This is a genomic window from Mesorhizobium sp. ISC11, from assembly GCF_037162595.1.
GTDB classification, from domain to species: Bacteria; Pseudomonadota; Alphaproteobacteria; order Rhizobiales; family Rhizobiaceae; genus Mesorhizobium; species Mesorhizobium ciceri.
This window is the reverse complement of sequence record NZ_JAVSPW010000001.1, coordinates 1,690,757-1,707,307: the sequence shown is the minus strand read 5'-3', so window position 1 is coordinate 1,707,307 and position 16,551 is coordinate 1,690,757. Positions and strand designations below refer to the sequence as shown.

The 16,551-nt window shown below is 59.1% G+C and carries 12 protein-coding genes and 3 pseudogenes; 12 read left to right on the top strand and 3 right to left on the bottom strand.

Going from position 1 to position 16,551, the window contains the following annotated elements; translation table 11 throughout:
* The first annotated feature begins 32 nt into the window (after positions 1 to 32).
* The 7 genes and pseudogenes from RPF88_RS08665 to RPF88_RS08635 all read left to right on the top strand — a co-directional run bounded on the left by RPF88_RS08665 (position 33) and on the right by RPF88_RS08635 (position 5,921).
* Positions 33 to 794, top strand: a complete 762-nt coding sequence (locus tag RPF88_RS08665; RefSeq protein ID WP_127366774.1) for an SCO family protein — start codon at positions 33 to 35, stop codon at positions 792 to 794.
* A complete protein-coding gene (coxB, locus tag RPF88_RS08660; RefSeq protein WP_337122178.1) occupies positions 791 to 1,783 on the top strand; it encodes a cytochrome c oxidase subunit II in 993 nt (330 codons plus the stop codon). The genes RPF88_RS08665 and coxB overlap by 4 nt, the downstream gene beginning before the upstream one ends.
* Positions 1,780 to 3,423: a cytochrome c oxidase subunit I gene (gene ctaD / locus RPF88_RS08655; RefSeq protein ID WP_064995260.1), complete on the top strand. Its 1,644-nt coding sequence runs from the start codon at positions 1,780 to 1,782 to the stop codon at positions 3,421 to 3,423. Before coxB ends, ctaD begins: the two co-directional genes overlap by 4 nt.
* The gene (locus RPF88_RS08650) at positions 3,420 to 4,058 is read left to right on the top strand and encodes a cytochrome c oxidase subunit 3 (protein ID WP_337122177.1); all 639 of its coding nucleotides are present in this window, start codon (positions 3,420 to 3,422) and stop codon (positions 4,056 to 4,058) included. The genes ctaD and RPF88_RS08650 overlap by 4 nt, the downstream gene beginning before the upstream one ends.
* 8 nt (positions 4,059 to 4,066) lie before the next feature.
* Positions 4,067 to 4,324 carry a cytochrome C oxidase subunit IV family protein gene (locus tag RPF88_RS08645; protein ID WP_337122176.1) on the top strand — a complete coding sequence of 86 codons (258 nt, stop codon included), beginning with the start codon at positions 4,067 to 4,069 and terminating at the stop codon, positions 4,322 to 4,324.
* Between the two features lie 511 nt (positions 4,325 to 4,835).
* Positions 4,836 to 5,314, top strand: a pseudogene (locus tag RPF88_RS08640) (integrase core domain-containing protein); the annotation flags it as partial.
* Positions 5,315 to 5,681: 367 nt separating this feature from the next.
* On the top strand, positions 5,682 to 5,921 hold the full coding sequence (locus RPF88_RS08635) for a hypothetical protein (RefSeq protein ID WP_337122175.1): 240 nt from the start codon (positions 5,682 to 5,684) through the stop codon (positions 5,919 to 5,921).
* A gap of 2,101 nt (positions 5,922 to 8,022) precedes the next feature.
* On the opposite strand, the pseudogene RPF88_RS08630 reads toward RPF88_RS08635, so the two are convergent.
* Positions 8,023 to 8,109 (bottom strand): annotated as a pseudogene (locus tag RPF88_RS08630) (ATP-binding cassette domain-containing protein); the annotation flags it as partial.
* Positions 8,110 to 8,243: 134 nt separating this feature from the next.
* Between RPF88_RS08630 and RPF88_RS33365 the strand changes: the two are divergent.
* Together RPF88_RS33365 and RPF88_RS08620 are read left to right on the top strand one after the other, a co-directional pair.
* Positions 8,244 to 8,486: pseudogene (locus RPF88_RS33365) on the top strand (hypothetical protein).
* A 498-nt stretch (positions 8,487 to 8,984) separates the two neighbouring features.
* Positions 8,985 to 9,326, top strand: coding sequence for a hypothetical protein (locus RPF88_RS08620; protein ID WP_337122174.1), 342 nt, complete (start codon positions 8,985 to 8,987; stop codon positions 9,324 to 9,326).
* A gap of 208 nt (positions 9,327 to 9,534) precedes the next feature.
* Here the strand turns inward: RPF88_RS08620 and RPF88_RS08615 are convergent, their stop codons facing one another.
* A complete protein-coding gene (locus RPF88_RS08615; RefSeq protein WP_337122173.1) occupies positions 9,535 to 10,641 on the bottom strand; it encodes a PAS domain-containing sensor histidine kinase in 1,107 nt (368 codons plus the stop codon).
* A gap of 7 nt (positions 10,642 to 10,648) precedes the next feature.
* Complete coding sequence (locus RPF88_RS08610) at positions 10,649 to 11,437, bottom strand: alpha/beta fold hydrolase (RefSeq protein WP_064994850.1); 789 nt, start codon at positions 11,435 to 11,437, stop codon at positions 10,649 to 10,651.
* 1,112 nt (positions 11,438 to 12,549) lie between these two features.
* Here RPF88_RS08610 and RPF88_RS08605 point away from each other — a divergent pair.
* The 3 genes from RPF88_RS08605 (at position 12,550) to RPF88_RS08595 (ending at position 16,550) form a co-directional block, all read left to right on the top strand.
* The gene (locus RPF88_RS08605) at positions 12,550 to 13,764 is read left to right on the top strand and encodes an ABC transporter substrate-binding protein (protein ID WP_064994819.1); all 1,215 of its coding nucleotides are present in this window, start codon (positions 12,550 to 12,552) and stop codon (positions 13,762 to 13,764) included.
* A 79-nt stretch (positions 13,765 to 13,843) separates the two neighbouring features.
* Positions 13,844 to 15,760 carry an ABC transporter permease gene (locus tag RPF88_RS08600; RefSeq protein ID WP_337122172.1) on the top strand — a complete coding sequence of 639 codons (1,917 nt, stop codon included), beginning with the start codon at positions 13,844 to 13,846 and terminating at the stop codon, positions 15,758 to 15,760.
* Positions 15,753 to 16,550: an ABC transporter ATP-binding protein gene (locus tag RPF88_RS08595; protein WP_157678544.1), complete on the top strand. Its 798-nt coding sequence runs from the start codon at positions 15,753 to 15,755 to the stop codon at positions 16,548 to 16,550. The genes RPF88_RS08600 and RPF88_RS08595 overlap by 8 nt, the downstream gene beginning before the upstream one ends.
* The last annotated feature ends 1 nt before the right edge of the window (position 16,551 follow it).

Sequence of the window (16,551 nt, the reverse complement as noted above, 5' to 3'; positions counted from 1 at the left end):
TAACTTGTCCACACAAGAGGGAGGAGCTAGGGGTGGGAAAGCGCCTGACTGCGGCCCTTGCGCTCTTTTTTGCAGTCCTCACGGCCGCCCAAGCAGTCGAACGCCCCGCCTTTGATCCGAAGATCGGCGCGCAGCTCAGCCTGGACAAACCCTTCCGCGACCAGTCCGGGGCGACGGCCACGCTGGGCGACATCCTCGCCGGCCGGCCGGCGCTGCTCATCTTCGGCTACGACAGATGCCCGAACCTGTGCGGACTTACCCAGCAGGCGGTCGCTTCCGATCTCAACAAGACCGGTCTCGACCCCAGTAACTACCGCGCTTTGTTCGTCTCCATCGACGTGACCGAGACGCAGGAAGACGCTGCCGCCGCTCGCGCCGGGGTCGCTGACGCTACCGACGCGAAGGGCCTCTCTGCCTGGCGCTTCCTCACCAGTCCCGACGGCGCCGCCGCGGCCCTGGCGGCGCAGGCCGGCATTTCGTTCGACACGCGCCCGCGCATCGACCAATTCGTCCATCCGATCGCGGTTCTGGCGCTCACTCCCGGCGGACAAATCGCGCAGGTGCTGCCGGCATTGAGCTTCGAGCCGCGCGACTTGAGGCTGGCGCTGGTCGAGGCGTCGGCCGGCAAGCTTGGGTCCGTCGCCGATCACGTCTTCCTGCTATGCGCCGGCTTCGACACTTCGAAAGGCCAGTATACGCCGGCGATCTGGGCGGCGCTAAAGCTCGGCGCCGTCGCCACGGTGCTGGCGCTCGCCACCGCCGTACTAGCTCTTTCCTGGCGGAGGCGGGCATGAGCTTCAACGTGCCCTTCGTTCCGCAGGAAGCCTCCTCGGCGGCGCCGCAGGTTGACGCGCTGTTTTATGCGCTGCTCGCCTTCAGCCTGGCGCTCGGCCTGCTCCTGACCTGCCTGGTCGTTGGCTACGCGGTCAAATACCGCGCCGGCTCCAGCGCCGATCGCACCGGCGAGCGTATGCGCACCCTGCCGCTGGAGATCACCTGGACCACGGCCAGCCTGCTCATATCGTTCGCCTTTTTCGGCTGGGGGGCGGCGCTCTATGTGCGCGGCGGCCACCCGCCACCCGACGCCATACAGATCGCCGGACTGGGCAAGCAGTGGATGTGGACTTTTCGCCATCCCGGCGGCCAGCGCGAGATTAACGAGTTGCATGTGCCGGTCGGCAAGCCGGTGGTGGTGTCGCTTGCCTCGCAGGACGTCATCCATTCCTTCTTCGTGCCGGCCTTCCGGGTCAAGCAGGACGCGGTGCCCGGTCGCGCCACCCATGTCTGGTTCACCGCCACTAGGCCCGGCCGCTATCATCTCTTCTGCGCCGAATATTGCGGCACCCAACACTCGGAAATGGGCGGCTGGGTCGACGTGATGGCGCCCGAGCAATATGCGGCGTGGCTCTCCGCCCAGGGCGAGAGCGAGTCGCTTGCGCAGGGCGGCGAAAAGCTGTTCCGCGCGCTCGGCTGCTCCGGCTGCCACGGAAACTCCAGCAAGGTGCGCGCGCCCGATCTTGCCGGCGTCTTCGGGCGGCCAGTGGCGCTCTCCGACCGACAGACGGTGGTCGCCGACGAGCGCTACCTGCGCGATTCCATCCTCAATCCCATGAAGGAGGTCGCTGCCGGGTATCAGCCGGTGATGCCCAGTTTCGAGGGGCTGGTAGACGAGGCCGAGCTGCAGATGCTGGTCGCCTACCTGAAATCGCTGTCGCCTAAAGGCGGAGCAGGTGCGGCGGGGCCTGCGGCCCAAGGCGCGGCGCAGCCGGAGGCGGTGCAATGACGAGCGAAGCGATGCAGGCCCAAAGCTATCTGGAGGAGGGCGCCGGACCGGCCGCCTGGCTTCTCACCACAGACCACAAGCGCGTGGCCTGGCTCTATCTAGTGGCGATCACCGGCTTCTTCTTTCTCGGCGGCGCCTTCGCCGTGCTGATGCGCATCGAACTCGCCTCGCCCGCAGGCGACCTCGTCTCCGACGACGTCTATAACCGGCTGTTCTCGCTTCACGGCATCATCATGGTTTGGTTCTTCCTGGTGCCGTCCATCCCCGCCACGCTTGGCAACTTCCTGCTGCCGCTGATGATCGGTGCGCGCGACCTCGCCTTTCCGCGGCTCAACCTGGCGAGCTGGTACGTCTTCATCTTCGGCAGCCTGTTCGCGATGTTTGCGGTGCTTGCCGGCGGCGTCGACACCGGCTGGACCTTCTATACGCCGCTCTCCAGCATCTATTCCGACAGCTACGTCTCGACCGCCGCCTTTGGCGTCTTGATCGTCGGCTTCTCCTCGATCATGACCGGCATCAACTTTATCGTGACCGTGCACAAATTGCGCGCCCCGGGCCTGACCTGGTTCAGGCTGCCCATTTTCGTGTGGACGCTCTACGCCACCGCCCTGGTGATGGTGCTGGCAACTCCGGTGCTGGCCGCCTCGCTGATCCTGATCGTGCTGGAGCGCGTCTTCGGCCTCGGGATCTTCGATCCCGACCTCGGTGGCGACCCGCTGCTGTTCCAGCATCTCTTTTGGTTCTACTCGCACCCTGCGGTCTATATTATGATCCTGCCTGGCATGGGGGTTGTGTCGGAAGTCATCCCCTGCTTTGCCCGCCGACCGCTATTCGGCTACAAGGCGGTGGCACTGTGCAGCATGGCGATCGCCATTTTCGGCTTCCTGGTCTGGGGCCACCACATGTTCGTCTCCGGCCAGTCGGCCTACGCCGGGGTGATCTTTTCCTTCCTTTCCTTCATCGTGGCCATTCCTTCGGCGATCAAGGTGTTCAACTGGGGCCTTACCCTGCGCAAGGGCGAGATCAGTTTCGAGACGCCGATGCTGTTTGCGCTGTTCTTCATTGCGCTGTTCACCTTCGGAGGGCTGGCCGGGCTGTTCGTCGCCTCGCTGGCGGTCGACGTGCACCTCCACGACACCTACTTCGTAATTGCCCATTTTCACTATATCATGGTCGGCGGCATGGTGATGGCCTTCATGGGCGGCATGCATTTCTGGTGGCCGAAGATGACGGGCCGCATGTATTCCGAGACGGCCGGTCGCATTGCGGCCGCCGTTAGTTTCGTCGGCTTCAACCTCACTTTCTTCCCGCAATATGTGCTGGGGTTTCTGGGCATGCCCCGGCGCTACCACACTTATCCGCCGGAGTTCCAGTTCTGGCATGTTCTGTCTTCAGCGGGCGCCGTGGTGCTCGCGATCGGTTATCTGATGCCGCTCTTCTACCTGACCTGGTCGCTATTCCGAGGCCGGCGCGCCCCGGACAATCCGTGGGGCGCCACCGGGCTCGAATGGCAGACAAGCTCGCCGCCGCCGCCGCACAATTTCGCCGAAATGCCGGTGGTGACCAGACCGGCCTACGACTACCCGATGAAAGGGCTTGGAGAAAAGCGCACCGATCCGGCAGCCGGGGTGGTCTTATGAGCGCCTCGACCGAAAGCGTCGCCTTCAAGTCGGGCGAGCGCGAGCGGGCCGCCGATGCCTTCGGTATGTGGGTCTTCATCGGCTCCGAGGCGATGCTGTTCGGCGCCATTTTCCTGATCTTCTTCGTCGCCCGGCTGAGCTACGGCGCCGCCTTCGCCGAAGCCTCCAGGCACTTGTCACTGATGCTGGGAACGATAAACACAGCGGTGCTGATTACCTCCAGCTTCGCCATGGCGCTGGCGCACTTCTTCACCTCCGGTTCGCGCTGGCGGGCAGCCGGCTGGTCGCTGGCCGCGACAGCGGCGCTGGGCGTCGTCTTCCTGATCATCAAGGGCACCGAATACGCGATGGAGTTCCATGAGGGGATTGCGCCGGTGCTGGGCGGGCCCTTCATCTATCGGGGCGCCGACCCGGTGCATGCTGCCTTTTTCTTCAGCCTCTATTTCGCGATGACGGCACTGCATGGCCTGCATCTGTTCTGCGGAATTGTAGTGGTCTGCGGCACGCTGGCGCTGTGGTGGCGAACCGAGGCCTCGAGCCGAGCCCGGCGCGTGCAGGCGGTCGGCCTCTACTGGCATTTTGTCGATATCGTCTGGGTGTTTCTCTTCCCCGTCCTCTACCTGACCAACCGCTGAGCTCCGTCGTGACCGAAACCCGCAAACTCGCCTCGGCCTATGCCGGCCTTCTGGTGCTCCTGGCGCTCACTGTCGGCTCCTCCTTCATCGATCTCGGCGGCTTCAACTCAACCGTCAATCTTGCGATCGCCGCGGCGAAGGCAGTGATTATCGGGATCTCATTCATGCATTTGTCCCGGGGGGCAGTGCTTCCGCAACTCGCGGTCGCTGCTGCAGCACTTTGGCTGCTCATCTTGTTCGGCCTAACGCTGGTGGGCAGTGGATGAAAGTGCGGAGACTGCGATTTTAAAGACGCCAAACAGCCGTGAAGCTTTTCCGATCTTAATCCCATCAGCTCTGACCGATCCAAGCGACGAAGTCGTCCTTCTGCGCCCTTCCATCGAAAGGTGGAATCTGGTGCAGCGGCTAAAAACGGCGACCGAATGATGAGACTGGCCGGATACCTGGATATAATCAGCTGGTTACGGAACCTTGTGTGCAAAAAACGCACAAGAAAGTTCTGCTTCTCTTCTTTTTTGTTCCTACGAGGGAGCCGCCGATAGCCCTTTCGGACGCTCTTCTGCCGACGATATTGACCGCCCCAATGCGAATGTTCGCCGGTGTATTCGTAAACCTCATTGTCCGCAGCGCCGTTCAGTCTGCTTGGGTTTCCTAGAAGCTTTTCGAATTTTCTGTCTTGCGGCTCCCGACGAGATGCGGGCCCTTCTGGAGGAGGTCGGGGTGTCTGGATCCGCTGTGGTGCAACCTTGATCCAAGCATTTATGGGGGTTCGAGTCGTGCCTGGCACTGATCGTTGATACGTCTCTCTCCGGCATGCGGGTCGCCCGCGAATTGGACCGGCTCATCACCGAGCGCGGCCGGCTGAGGATGATCGTCAGCGACAATGGCAGCGAGTTCACCTCGAACGCCATCCTCTCTTGGGCGGATCAGAACCGCGTCGAATGGCATTACACTGCGCCCGGGAAGTCGATGCAGAACGGCTTCATCGAGAGCTTCAACGGCCGACTGCGCGATGAACTGCTCAACGAGACACTGTTTACCTCGCTGGCTCAGGCGCGCGTAGCCATCGCCCTGTGCCCGCCGACTACAGCACCGCCCGGCCGCACTCCCAAATCGCCTGGCAGACACCGGCCGAGTTCGCCAGCACCTTCAATCCGCGGCGGTCGCTCGCGCTGCGCTATGCCAAAGGCTCCGCGCCAGCGCCCGTCGCTTCACTCGCCCAGCAGGGCACAACCCACGCCGGAAACGAACTCAAACTGGATAAAAACTGGGGGCAACGCCACTCGCAATGCGGGGATATGAAGGGCTTGATGATGCTCAAGTGCAGCGCTTCCGCTGCCGCCACAAGGCGCTCAATTTCAGCCTGCGATAGCTTCTGCGAACCTTTTGACCTAGGCATTTGGCGAACTCCGTTTTGAGGGGATCGCTGCAACGAGGATAATAATCCTACATTCCGAAGTGGGTGACCAGAGGGCTCGCTGGGGTCACCTCCCAGGATGACTTGCGCAATTACTAATTTAGTGAAACGTTAAATGCTTCTAGAGAGTAGACGCGAGAGACCCGGTCGGTCCAGTTATGGGGCGGCATTGAGCATAAATGTTTTTTCCGCGATTCCTAATCGGGATGTTCGCCACTTCGACCGTGGCGGCGATCTGGATTCTTCTAGCAACCGGCTCGTTCTGGAAGTCGCTTGCATGGACATTGCTGATCTTGATCATTTTCCAGGTGGGATATCTCGTATTCTCATTCGCGCTTTTCTACCAGTTTGGGACGAAGAGAACCGAAGAAAAACCAAACACTGCCGAGCCTACCCGTCGGACGGTGGTGTCTCATCTGAAGGCGGCCGATGATGGTCCCGGCTAATCCAGTACGGGCACGTAAATTAGTGTTTGGTTGAAAGCGCCGCCACACAGTCTTCCAGGATGGCCAGGCGAAACCGGAGCCACTTTAATTCTTGGCCGACTTGCGCCAGCTTTAACATACCGGCCGAGCTCGCCACTCTTCGCCTCTGCTCCTCTTCCAAAGACGAGATTTTCACGCGCAACTCGAAGGCTTCTGTAGCCTTCGAGTTCCTAACTAACATCCGGGCACGCATATCCAACCCCACGCAGAAGAAACGTCGCCCTGAAATCGCACGGGCTGCGTTAAACTCTGGCGTTCAAATCATCGAGGATTTTAGTGATCACTAAAATAATGATCGATGCACCGAGGTATGTAGATTTCCATTGCATTGTGCGCGCCATCCATGAACTCCGTGGAAAAAACTCACAGTTGGGAAGACGACGAATGAGCGCAGGGGATCGTGCGCAAGGCCCAGCGATGGTTGCGGGCGACCCTTCAACATTGACAAACCGCATTGGTGAACTCGCCGGGCGAGGCCCCCCCAACTACTGCCTCAAGCCCGACGAGCTGCCCGGGATCAGCCGGAAACCGCCTTCGGTGCAAGACGGGTGCCAGCACTTCCGTCCTGAAGTGAGACAAACGGAGACCACCATGCGCGACGCGATCTGACGGAGCGACCAGGCAAGGGCTGGCGCCATGGGCGAAGGGTGCCGGCGAACACGACATCGAGAAAATCTGGTGGATGGCTCGGGTGTTGCATTTACCGAAACTGAACTCGAGCGCTTGGTTCGACGGCAGCGAACTCGACGGCATCGCTCATTGGAGCTTCCGCAGCGAGAAGTGGACCATGAAGGCGAAGCCGGCCGACCGGCAACCGCTGCCCGAGGTCTACGGGCTGGCGCGGGAAGCGCAGAAGCCGGCCGAGGTCGATCTCTTCCGGGCAAGGGCGAATGCGCGCTTCCTGCTGGCCACAGGCGGGCGTCAGCACGCGCAAGGTGCATCGCCGGCGTATGATGGCGGCCGGGGGAAACGCGCTGGTGAGACCTATTTCCCGACAGAACCTATCGCCTTCTCACGCCTTGATATGGCGGATCGACTCCTATCGATCGTACGCCCTCATCTGTTCGGCCGATGTGCCAGCCAAAGTACGGCGTCAAGTTGCACATGTGATCCAGGGTCACCACCGAACAGCCCCTTTTGCCAGTCCCTAAATGGGCTGATCAACAGCCCCAGCGGGCTGATTCCGGTGGGGCAGCCGCCACCTCTAGGAGGGCCATCTCGGCTTACCTCGGAGGCGGGATTTGGTTAGCAGCGCGAGGGGTAAGGCAATGCCGAGCGGGGTTTTAATTCCGGTTACCGTCACAATCGACGGGGTCAAGAAGACATTCCCGTCGCTCACAGATTTGGCACTCCATGTAGGTTCAAATCCGACTGCGCCGGTTGCTTGGCGTAGTCGCAACTCCGACCGACCAATTCAGGACTGGGTGGATAAGCAGCTCATGCGTAAAGTCAGCAGGGCAAACAATGTTGAGTAATCCCTCGCATGGGCGCGCCCGCTGTTCAGCTAAAGACCCTGGCTGTTCTTACGTTAAGTAAGGCAAAGTTGCCGGCGAGGCCCGCCTATTCGGAAACAGGTCCGCCGCTCACGCGATAGGTGATTCTTGGCGCTATGCCGTCCCGCGATGGGTCATATTGGCTGGGACTGAAATCGCTTTGCTGCTGTGGGGTTGGGGCACGGGGAAGCTCTGCGACTCGCCAATGGGACCGCGAGCCTTTTTAGTGTGCTAGCTCTCCTTCGCCACGGTGCTCCATGCAAAATCAGTGCGAAGGCTGACGCATCCTGGCGAAGCCGAAGCCTCCATCTTTGCCGCAGCCGGGGTGCTCGCACGTATGATTGTCGACGCTTCGTCGATCGCGCGGGGCCGCTGTCATGCCTTCGGCAAGCCGGGATGGTCCATCGCTCATGGGGGAAAAGATTCCACAAGCGTCTTGACGCGCAAGGAGTATGTTCCTTTTTTGTTCTGATGGCGCACGATCCCGCACACATGCTTGTGAAGGCCGAGTGCAGCTGCGGCAATGTCCGCTTACGGCGGCGGTGTCGATCCTATGAGGTTGAAGTTGGATAGAAGCGGTGCACCAGCGCCATCGAGCTGGATTTGCCCGATCCGGTCGGGCCGACAAGGGCCACGGTCTCGCCCGGGTTGACTGGAACCGCTGCAGACCGCAGATCAAGATCACGCTTCTCGAGGCCCACCCCGAACACCTGCCGAAGCCTGATAATCCACAAGCCGACGAAGATCGACGGCCAAGATCGTATGGCACACCGAGAGATTCGGATGGAAAATGGCCAGGTCAAAAGGTTCGCAGAAATTCGCAGACTGAAATTGAACGCTTTGTGACAGCAGCGGAAGCGCTGCACTTGAGCATCGTCAAGCCGTTATATATTGCAAGCACTACCGGCTGACGCGCGTCCTGCATGAGGCGCTGTCCAAAGCCGTGCGGGAAGTGACCGGGAAGGAAGTCCCGTTCATCCGGCGGAACACCACAGGACCGGTGAGCCCGCCCCATCTGGACTCCAAGCCTTAGGGGTCGCATTCTCCCACCGGGCGTGGGCATACAGGGGCAGAAGGCTTCCAAGCCTATAAGGCGACGTAGGCGTTCGCTGTTAGAGCAGCGGGCGCTAATCCCTGTCTTGCTTTGCGGCGTTGCCGGGGCAAGCTACCTTATACCGCAGTCCGTACAGCATCCTCTCCCCACAGTGCATCGTCAGGGCGGCGGCATTAGCGCGCCGAGCGGCTGCGCCATCAAGGGCAACATTAGCGTGACAGGCGAGCGAATCTACCACATGCCAGGGCAGCGACATTACACCGAAACGGTCGTCAACTGGCCAAAGGCGAGCGCTGGTTCTGCTCTCAATGGAAGCATGGTGGGCAGGATGGCGGAAGTCGAAGGTATGATGCGGCCTTATACGGCGGAATCGGCAAAAACGTCTGGTTGGGTGACGGCGCGCAGAGAATTTTAGCAATCGGGAACGTACGGCTCCTGCGGGAGTTTCTCGGGTGAAGGGACCTCAGGGAGGTTGCTATGAGAAAACTGTTCCTTGCTTCGGTGATTGCCATCGCCTGCGCCGCAGCCACGGTTGTGCCTGCGGATGCACACTTCGGTTCTGGCATCGGCTTTTTTGGTCCGTTCGGGGGCTTCGGTCCGTTCGGCGGCGGCCCGTTTTACCGCGGTGGCCCCTTCTACGGCGGAGGTCCGTTTTACGACTATGGCGGCCGCTATTACGGCCCCCGCTATCCTGCCTACGTGGCCCGCTACCCGCATCGCTACTATTACCGGCATCGTCACCATTGCCGCGTGAAGTGGGTTAGGCACTGGCACCATCACCACCGGGTGCTGGAACGCGTTCGGGTTTGCCGGTACTGACAAGGCCGGATTGGCCCTCGCGCCCGTCCTTCGCCTTCGCACAGGCGTTAGCTTGCCCCATGCCGGAATGCTTCGACGGGTCGGGCGTGTAGATCAGATCGACATTGCGGCTTTGGCATTCACTGCACATGCGTGGGAGCAGGTCGTCACGCATGGCTGGCGTCTCGGCGCCAAGCGGAGCTGCTCGCAGTCAAATTGGCTTGCGTCATCAACTTATGGGCATACGGAAACTAAATCGCGTTTGCTCCATATCCGACACCACGTCCAAGGTTCCACCATGGGCACGGGCTATTTCTGACGCGATGTAGAGCCCCAATCCCAAGCCTTGTTGGCGACCTTTTGCATCTCCTCGATAGAATGGTTGAAAGAGGCGCTGCAATGCCGCTTGCGGAATAGGCTTGCCGCCATTCGCGACCGAGAGATCGAAAAAGCCTTCACTGAACTTACCGGTCACCTGGATCAGAGTTTCAGGGTCTCCATGGGCAATCGCGTTTCCCATCAGGTTGGAAAACAGCTGCGCAAGCCTCACATGGTCAACTTCGATCATGTCACCATCGAGATTCCACAATACGTCGATCTGACGCTCCGGGTAACTTGATCTAATCTCGTCAAGCACTTGCTGCAATGTAGGCTGGATCGGCTTGCCTCGATCCCTCGTCAATCCCAAGCCGCCTCCCAACCTGCCCCTTGCGAAATCCAGGACGTTGTCGATCAAGCCGCTCATGCGCGCTATGCTCGCCAGCATCAGGCGCAGGACTTTGGCAACTTTTTCGTCACTCGGATCGGTGTTACGGGCGAGCATATGTACCCCAGCGGATATCGACGCTAGTGGATTTCGCAGATCGTGGCCAAGCACCGCGATGAACTGCTCGCGCAACTCCGCTGTTTGTTGCGCAGAATGCAATCCTTGTTCCAGCTGACGTTTAGCCTCGCCCAACTCGCGCTCATAGCGCCGCCGCTGTGTTGCGCGAAACAATGTCACCCGTGTTTCGATCACGTCTCCGGCGGGCGTGCGCTGTTCCAATGAGTTGGCTAGAACCGGCAGGATGTCGCCATCCGCCTTCACGATATCCAACGCGACCTCTTCGAAAAATCCTTGCATCCTCAACAATGGAGCGAAATGTGTCTCGTAGAACATCCTGCCTGCGACATTGAGAATTTCACGGAAGCGTTTGCCGCAGACTGCCTCCTTCGAGAACCCAGTCCATCTTTGGAAAGTGCCGTTCGCGTCCTGGATGCGGCCATCTGCGCCTATGACGAGGTAGCCACACGGCGCGTTCTCGAAAAGATCGAGATATTTGTCGTCCGCCCCCATCGCGAACTCAGACGAAAGCCCGTATCGCCGCCACAACTTCCTGCGGGGCGCTGAGGTTGGGGCAGTGACCGACGGCGTCCAGGTGAATCAGTTTGCTTCCAGCTATGTGAGCACGCACGTATTCACCGACATGATCGCCTGCAATGATGTCGTCCGAGCACTGGAGGACTAGCGTCCGCGCGGTGACTTTCGGCAGGTCGGACCTGTTGTCAGAGGTGAATGTGGCCCGTGCGAATTCGCGGGCTATGTCGGGATCAGTCCGACAAAAACTGTTGGTCAACTCGTCGGCAAGGTCCGGGCGATCCGCGTTGCCCATGATCGCTGGCGCCATCGCAGCCGACCAGCCCATGTGGTTGTCAGCAAGCGATGAAAGCAGACCCTCGACATCCGCCTCTGAAAAGCCCCCGACATAGCCGGCATCGTCAATATATCGAGGAGACGGACCGACCAGAACCAGACTGTCGAACATTTCGGGCACCTTTACAGATGCGAGAACTCCGATCATCGCGCTGACAGAATGCCCGACAAACACTGCTCCCGAAAGCTCTACGGCATTCCCGATTTCGATAAGGTCATCCGCGTAACCGTCCAGGGCCGCGTACTTGGCGCTGTCATAAGCGGCAAGATCGGACCTTCCAGCGCCGACATGGTCGAAGAGCACGGTCCGAAACTGGCGGCGGAATGCTGGCTCGACGAAACGCCACATGTTCTGATCACAGCCAAAGCCGTGCGCGAACACCATACTTTTCGGCCCCGTGCCGTGGAGCCGGACATTGTTGCGTTTCAGAACGTCCACGATTTTCCGTCTCATAACCCCTTACTGCAAAATAGCGGGATCGGAAAAAACTTCAAACGCAAATGAAATGGTTTGGACGCCTGAATCGTATCTTCGTTCAGCACGTTGTGGTTGATGAATAGCTCGATGGTCCAATAGTTTTATGCCGCAGCCCATTTCCGTACTCGTTGTCGAGGCGGCCGGCTGCATCGTGCCGCTCACTCTCGATGAAGCAACGGTTACCGCACTGCGGGCGGGTACCGTGCTAAAGATCTAGGTCAGAAGCACCGACCAGAAGGACGTGGTGCTGTCCGTGTCGCTAAAAGGGCTCGCGCCTGCTCTGGATAGGCTTGGCGTTTTGGCTGGGTCGTAGAAATGGTTGCTATGCTGGCTCCTCCAACCCTGCTTCTCAACGAGTGGATGGAACGCAACAGAGACTGTGATCAGCGGCCGAAGGTCCCGCGCCGACTGATCAGCTTCGCGGCAACTTCGACTTAGTGTTACGGCGCAATCCGGCAATGCGTGCCCGCCAAGTGATAAATCATGCGAATGAAAGCCGCCGGCAACAAACTTGCCGCCGACGCCATGTTCCGCACCCTCTTTTGTCAACGATATTGGTCGTTCCATCGCGGACGTTCGGGGTGCCCGCGTCCGTTTGCCGTCGCGCCACTGCTGAGCAAACTCAAGCGCCGAGATTTCAAAGCGGACACTAAGACCGTCCTCTCACCTGCCGCTCGGGACAGGTTCGGTGCTGGGCCCTTTCGAGGTGAGGAAGAAGATACTGAATTGAGGGCGTTGGTGCTCGGCAGCGCCCATAGGATGAAGCGTGGCGAATATACAGGAATGTTCCGCCTACTAGTGTTGCTCGGTCACCAGAGGGGCGCCGCGATCAGTGAAACGCGGTAAAACCTTGGCGCACGCGAAAATCATTTGAGGTTGGCCCGCGGATGTTCTGGAGTTTCCATGGCGATGCGATTGGCGCGATGTGGTGCATCTCCAAACGCGATGACGTCCTGCCCATATGAGACTTCTCCCATTGCTTTCGTTGCCGCTAAAAACCGAATGACAATAAGATGCGGTCACTGAAGTGGCTCACGGCTAGGGATGCCTGTTTTCGAGGAGGAGGAGTTGAAATGCGGATAAAATCATTGGCAGCCGCTGGCCTGCTGGCGGCTATCGCTTTTGCCGGTACCGTCCCGGCGTATGCTCAGATGAAAGCCAAACAGTTCAATATCCTGATGTTGACCGATCTTTCTTCGGTTTATTCAGAAACATCAGGTCCCGGTGACGTTGAATTCGCCAAGATGGCCGTTGATGACTTCGGTGGAAAGGTCAACGGGGTACCGATCAATGTCATCGTCGTCGACAACAAGCTGGATCCTGCACTCTCGGTCAATAAGGCGCGCGAGATCATAGACTCTCAGGGCGTGAACCTCATTACCGACGTGTCGAGCTCCGCCGCAGCCATTGCCATAGCCAAGCTCGCTAACGAAAGGCACATTCTGACGACCTTTGTTAGCCCGGGAACCATGGCGCTTACGAATGAAGCTTGCGGCAAATACACTTGGCACTATGGATACGATACCTCAGCCATGTCCGCGCCGGTCAAGAAAATGACCCAGGACGGCACCAAAAAATGGTATTTTATCACAGCCGACTTTGCCTTCGGAAAGTCGTTGCTGGCTTCTTTCTCGAGTGCCGTTAATCAAAACGGTGGTGAGGTCGTTGGGGTGGATATGGTGCCGTTCCCGAACGACGATTTCTCAAGCTATCTTCTCAAAGCGCAGGCGGCTGGCGCCGAGGCAATCGGAATCCTTGAATCCGGACAGGATCTGCGCAACGCGGTTAAGCAGGCCCGTGAATTCGGCTTGATGGATGCCGGAATAAAGATTGTTCCCGGACAGTTGAATCTATCTGATGTGAAGGCTCTCGGGCCGGACACGTGGGCCGGCGTAAACGCCGCGCTGATCTGGTATTGGGATCTCGACGACGAAACCCGGAAATTCACAAAGCGTTTCCGCGAGAAGCTCAGCTTCTACCCTGGTGACATACACGCGGGCAACTATTCTGCCGTCTATCAAGTACTGAAGGCCGTCCAAGAAATCGGGACGGACGATCCCGACAAGGTAACGGAAGCCCTAGAAGGTCGGCGTTTCAGCGACATGTTCACCAAGGACGCGCTCATGCGCAAGCGCGACCATCTTGTGGTGAAGCGTACCTTTATTGGCCAGGTCAAACCCGCATCGGAGGTCAAGAACGACAGCGACTTTTTCAACATCGTCGGGTCGGTTCCAGGGGATGAGGCGTACTACCCGGAAGCAGAAAGCACCTGCAAGCACGATTGGTAGCGGAAGAAGCATGCCTACCGCCGCCGGCTGATCGCCGACGGCGAGAGGGGTTCATCCGCAACGCAACCGAGGCCGGCCAATGTCTTACTATGCAATTTTGCTCTTCAACGGACTTGTCACGGGAGGTGTCCTGGCGTTGATGAGTCTCGGCATGAGCATCATCTTCGGCATGATGCGCGTGGTTAATTTCATGCATGGCGCGATGTTCATGCTGGGCGCAATCATCGCGGTGATTCTGGGATCGCATCTCGGTGTTTCGCTTTGGCTGGGCTTTCTCATTTCCGCCGTTCTGGTCGGACTGCTTGGTGTGATTATTGAGCGGCTGCTCATCCGCCGACTTTATGGCTTGGATCTCGCCTACATCCTGATTTTGACCTTCGGCCTCTCGCTGATCATCGAAGACGTTGTTCGAATTTTTTACGGCGTTACGTCGGCGCCATACCTGGTGCCTGACCTTCTCAAGGGTGCCGTCAGCCTCGGCTTCGCCTCATACCCGAAATATCGCCTCTTCGTCGTTGTGGTATCGGTATTTCTATGTCTGGGCACATATTTGGCGCTTGAGCGCACGCGCCTGGGAGCGCTGATCCGGGCGGCATCGGAGCGGCCCGATCTGCTTAAATGTTTCGGCGGCAATGTGCCCCTTCTCGTGTCCGGCACGTTCTTTTTCGCCTCCGCTCTGGCTGGGCTCGCGGGGGCGCTTTCCGCACCGATGCGCAACGTGTCGCCGTTTATGGGAGAGGAAATGATCAATTTCGTCTTCGCCGTGGTCGTCGCCGGCGGCATGGGCTCGATCGCCGGATCGGCAATCATGGGCTTTGCGTCAGGCCTCGTCTCGGCTATCGCGGCCATCTTCTATGCGCCGGCGGCCTCCGCAGTCATATACATTTTGATGCTTGTCGTGCTCCTAATACGCCCGGGCGGGATTTTCCAAGGCATCGATATTTCGCATTTCGCGCTGCATTATACACCGATGACCGAGCGTGCGCGGCGGGTGTTCTTGAGCCGACCCACCGCTCTCATTGCGCTGGCGGCAGCGCTTTTGCTTCCGTGGCTGGTCTATCCAGTCCTTGCGACTGACATTATCCTTTGGGGGCTGTTTGCGGTTGGTTTCGATCTGTTGTTCGCGATCGGCGGACTCCTCTCGTTCGGCCAGGCCGCCTATTGGGGCATGTCGGCCTACGTCACCGGGATCCTGATGGTTAAGTTCGGGGCTCCGATGTTCCTTTCGCTGCTCGCCGGCGTCGCCCTGAGCACCATTGTAAGTCTTCTTTTTGGCTTCATCGTCGCAAGAAAGAAAGGGATCTATTTCTCCATGATCACCTTTGCATTCGCGTCGATCGTCTATTTCGTCGTCAATCAGTTTCCCGACTACACGGGCGGTGAGGACGGGTTGCACGGATTGGTTCGACCAACGCTCCTGGGCTTGGACCTCAAGGACGACCGGATCTTCTATTATGTTTGCCTCGCTGCCGCTGCCTTGGTGATTATCACGACAATTCGACTTCTAAAGTCGCCGTATGGCCTTGCGCTTCTCGGCGCCCGCGAGAACGAGCAGCGCATGATGAGTCTTGGCTACAGCGTCTACGGCTTGCGTGTGAAGGCGTATGTATTTTCGGCAGTGGTGTGCTCGATCGGCGGCGCTCTCTATGCCCTTAACCATCAGTTTGTTACCCTTGAAATGGTCTCATGGCGCGCTTCTGGAGAGCCTATCATGATGACGCTGCTTGGCGGCGCCGGTACCATCTTCGGCCCATTTTTAGGCAGTAGCATCGTTTTGCTCATGCGCAATACGTTGTCGTCAATCACGGACAATGGCAGCCTGTTCCTCGGCCTTCTGTTCGTGGCCGTCGTGCTGTTGTTCCGACGCGGAATACTCGGCGAGATCGTGCATCATTCGGTCGATCGCGCCACGTCGCCCGATATGCCGGCAAAGGGTGAGCTTTTCGCTGCAAACCCGAACCAGATTGCAACAACCGGAGAGGTGGCCGATGCCTGATCCTGGCGCTAGTAACTCCGTCTACGGGGCGGGTTCGACAGACGTGCCGCTCCTTGAACTGCAATCGGTCACAATGAGCTTTGGCGGTTTCACGGCCATCAACAACATTAGCTTGAAGTTCGAGAAAAAGCCGGTTTACGGGATCATCGGACCGAACGGCGCCGGCAAGACCACTCTGTTCAATGTCTTGAGTGGTTTTTATCGGCCCAAGCGTGGTCGTCTGCTGTTTAATGGTGAAGACATGACTTCGCTGCGCACCGAACAGTTTGCCCGGCGCGGGATCGTGCGAAGTTTTCAAATCACCAGCATTTTTCCCAATCTGGCGGTCATGGACAATGTTGTCCTGTCGGTGCAACGGCGAGCGGATGGGGGCGCCAAAGTGCTGGCGAAGTCAGGCTGGCACGAAAACCACAGACCTGAAGCCAACGCTTTGCTGGATCAAGTCGGCATTCCGCCATCTTTGCGCGAGCGGCCGGCCAGTGATCTTTCCTATGGCCGCAAACGGGCCTTGGAACTCGCGATCTCCTTGGCGGCGCACCCGGCGATCCTTCTTCTCGACGAACCGACCGCAGGGATGACGAGTGCGGACGTGTCACGCACAACTGACCTAATCGCCCAATTGTCCCGCGAGCGCACGATCATCGTTGTGGAGCACAATCTTGGAGTCATCGCCGATGTCGCCGACGAAATCATCGTCATGCAGCAGGGTGCTCTGCTCGCTCGCGGGCGCTATGACGACGTACGAACGGACCCTCGCGTAATCGAAGCCTATCTGGGAAAACGCCATTGAG

Coding starts and splice junctions, on each gene's coding strand:
- RPF88_RS08605 (WP_064994819.1), top strand. CDS start 12,550: ATGCGGATAAAATCATTGGCAGCCGCTGGCCTGCTGGCGGCTATCGCT.
- RPF88_RS08615 (WP_337122173.1), bottom strand. CDS start 10,641: ATGGGGGCGGACGACAAATATCTCGATCTTTTCGAGAACGCGCCGTGT.
- RPF88_RS08635 (WP_337122175.1), top strand. CDS start 5,682: ATGTTCGCCACTTCGACCGTGGCGGCGATCTGGATTCTTCTAGCAACC.
- RPF88_RS08600 (WP_337122172.1), top strand. CDS start 13,844: ATGTCTTACTATGCAATTTTGCTCTTCAACGGACTTGTCACGGGAGGT.
- RPF88_RS08650 (WP_337122177.1), top strand. CDS start 3,420: ATGAGCGCCTCGACCGAAAGCGTCGCCTTCAAGTCGGGCGAGCGCGAG.
- coxB (WP_337122178.1), top strand. CDS start 791: ATGAGCTTCAACGTGCCCTTCGTTCCGCAGGAAGCCTCCTCGGCGGCG.
- RPF88_RS08595 (WP_157678544.1), top strand. CDS start 15,753: ATGCCTGATCCTGGCGCTAGTAACTCCGTCTACGGGGCGGGTTCGACA.
- ctaD (WP_064995260.1), top strand. CDS start 1,780: ATGACGAGCGAAGCGATGCAGGCCCAAAGCTATCTGGAGGAGGGCGCC.
- RPF88_RS08620 (WP_337122174.1), top strand. CDS start 8,985: ATGAGAAAACTGTTCCTTGCTTCGGTGATTGCCATCGCCTGCGCCGCA.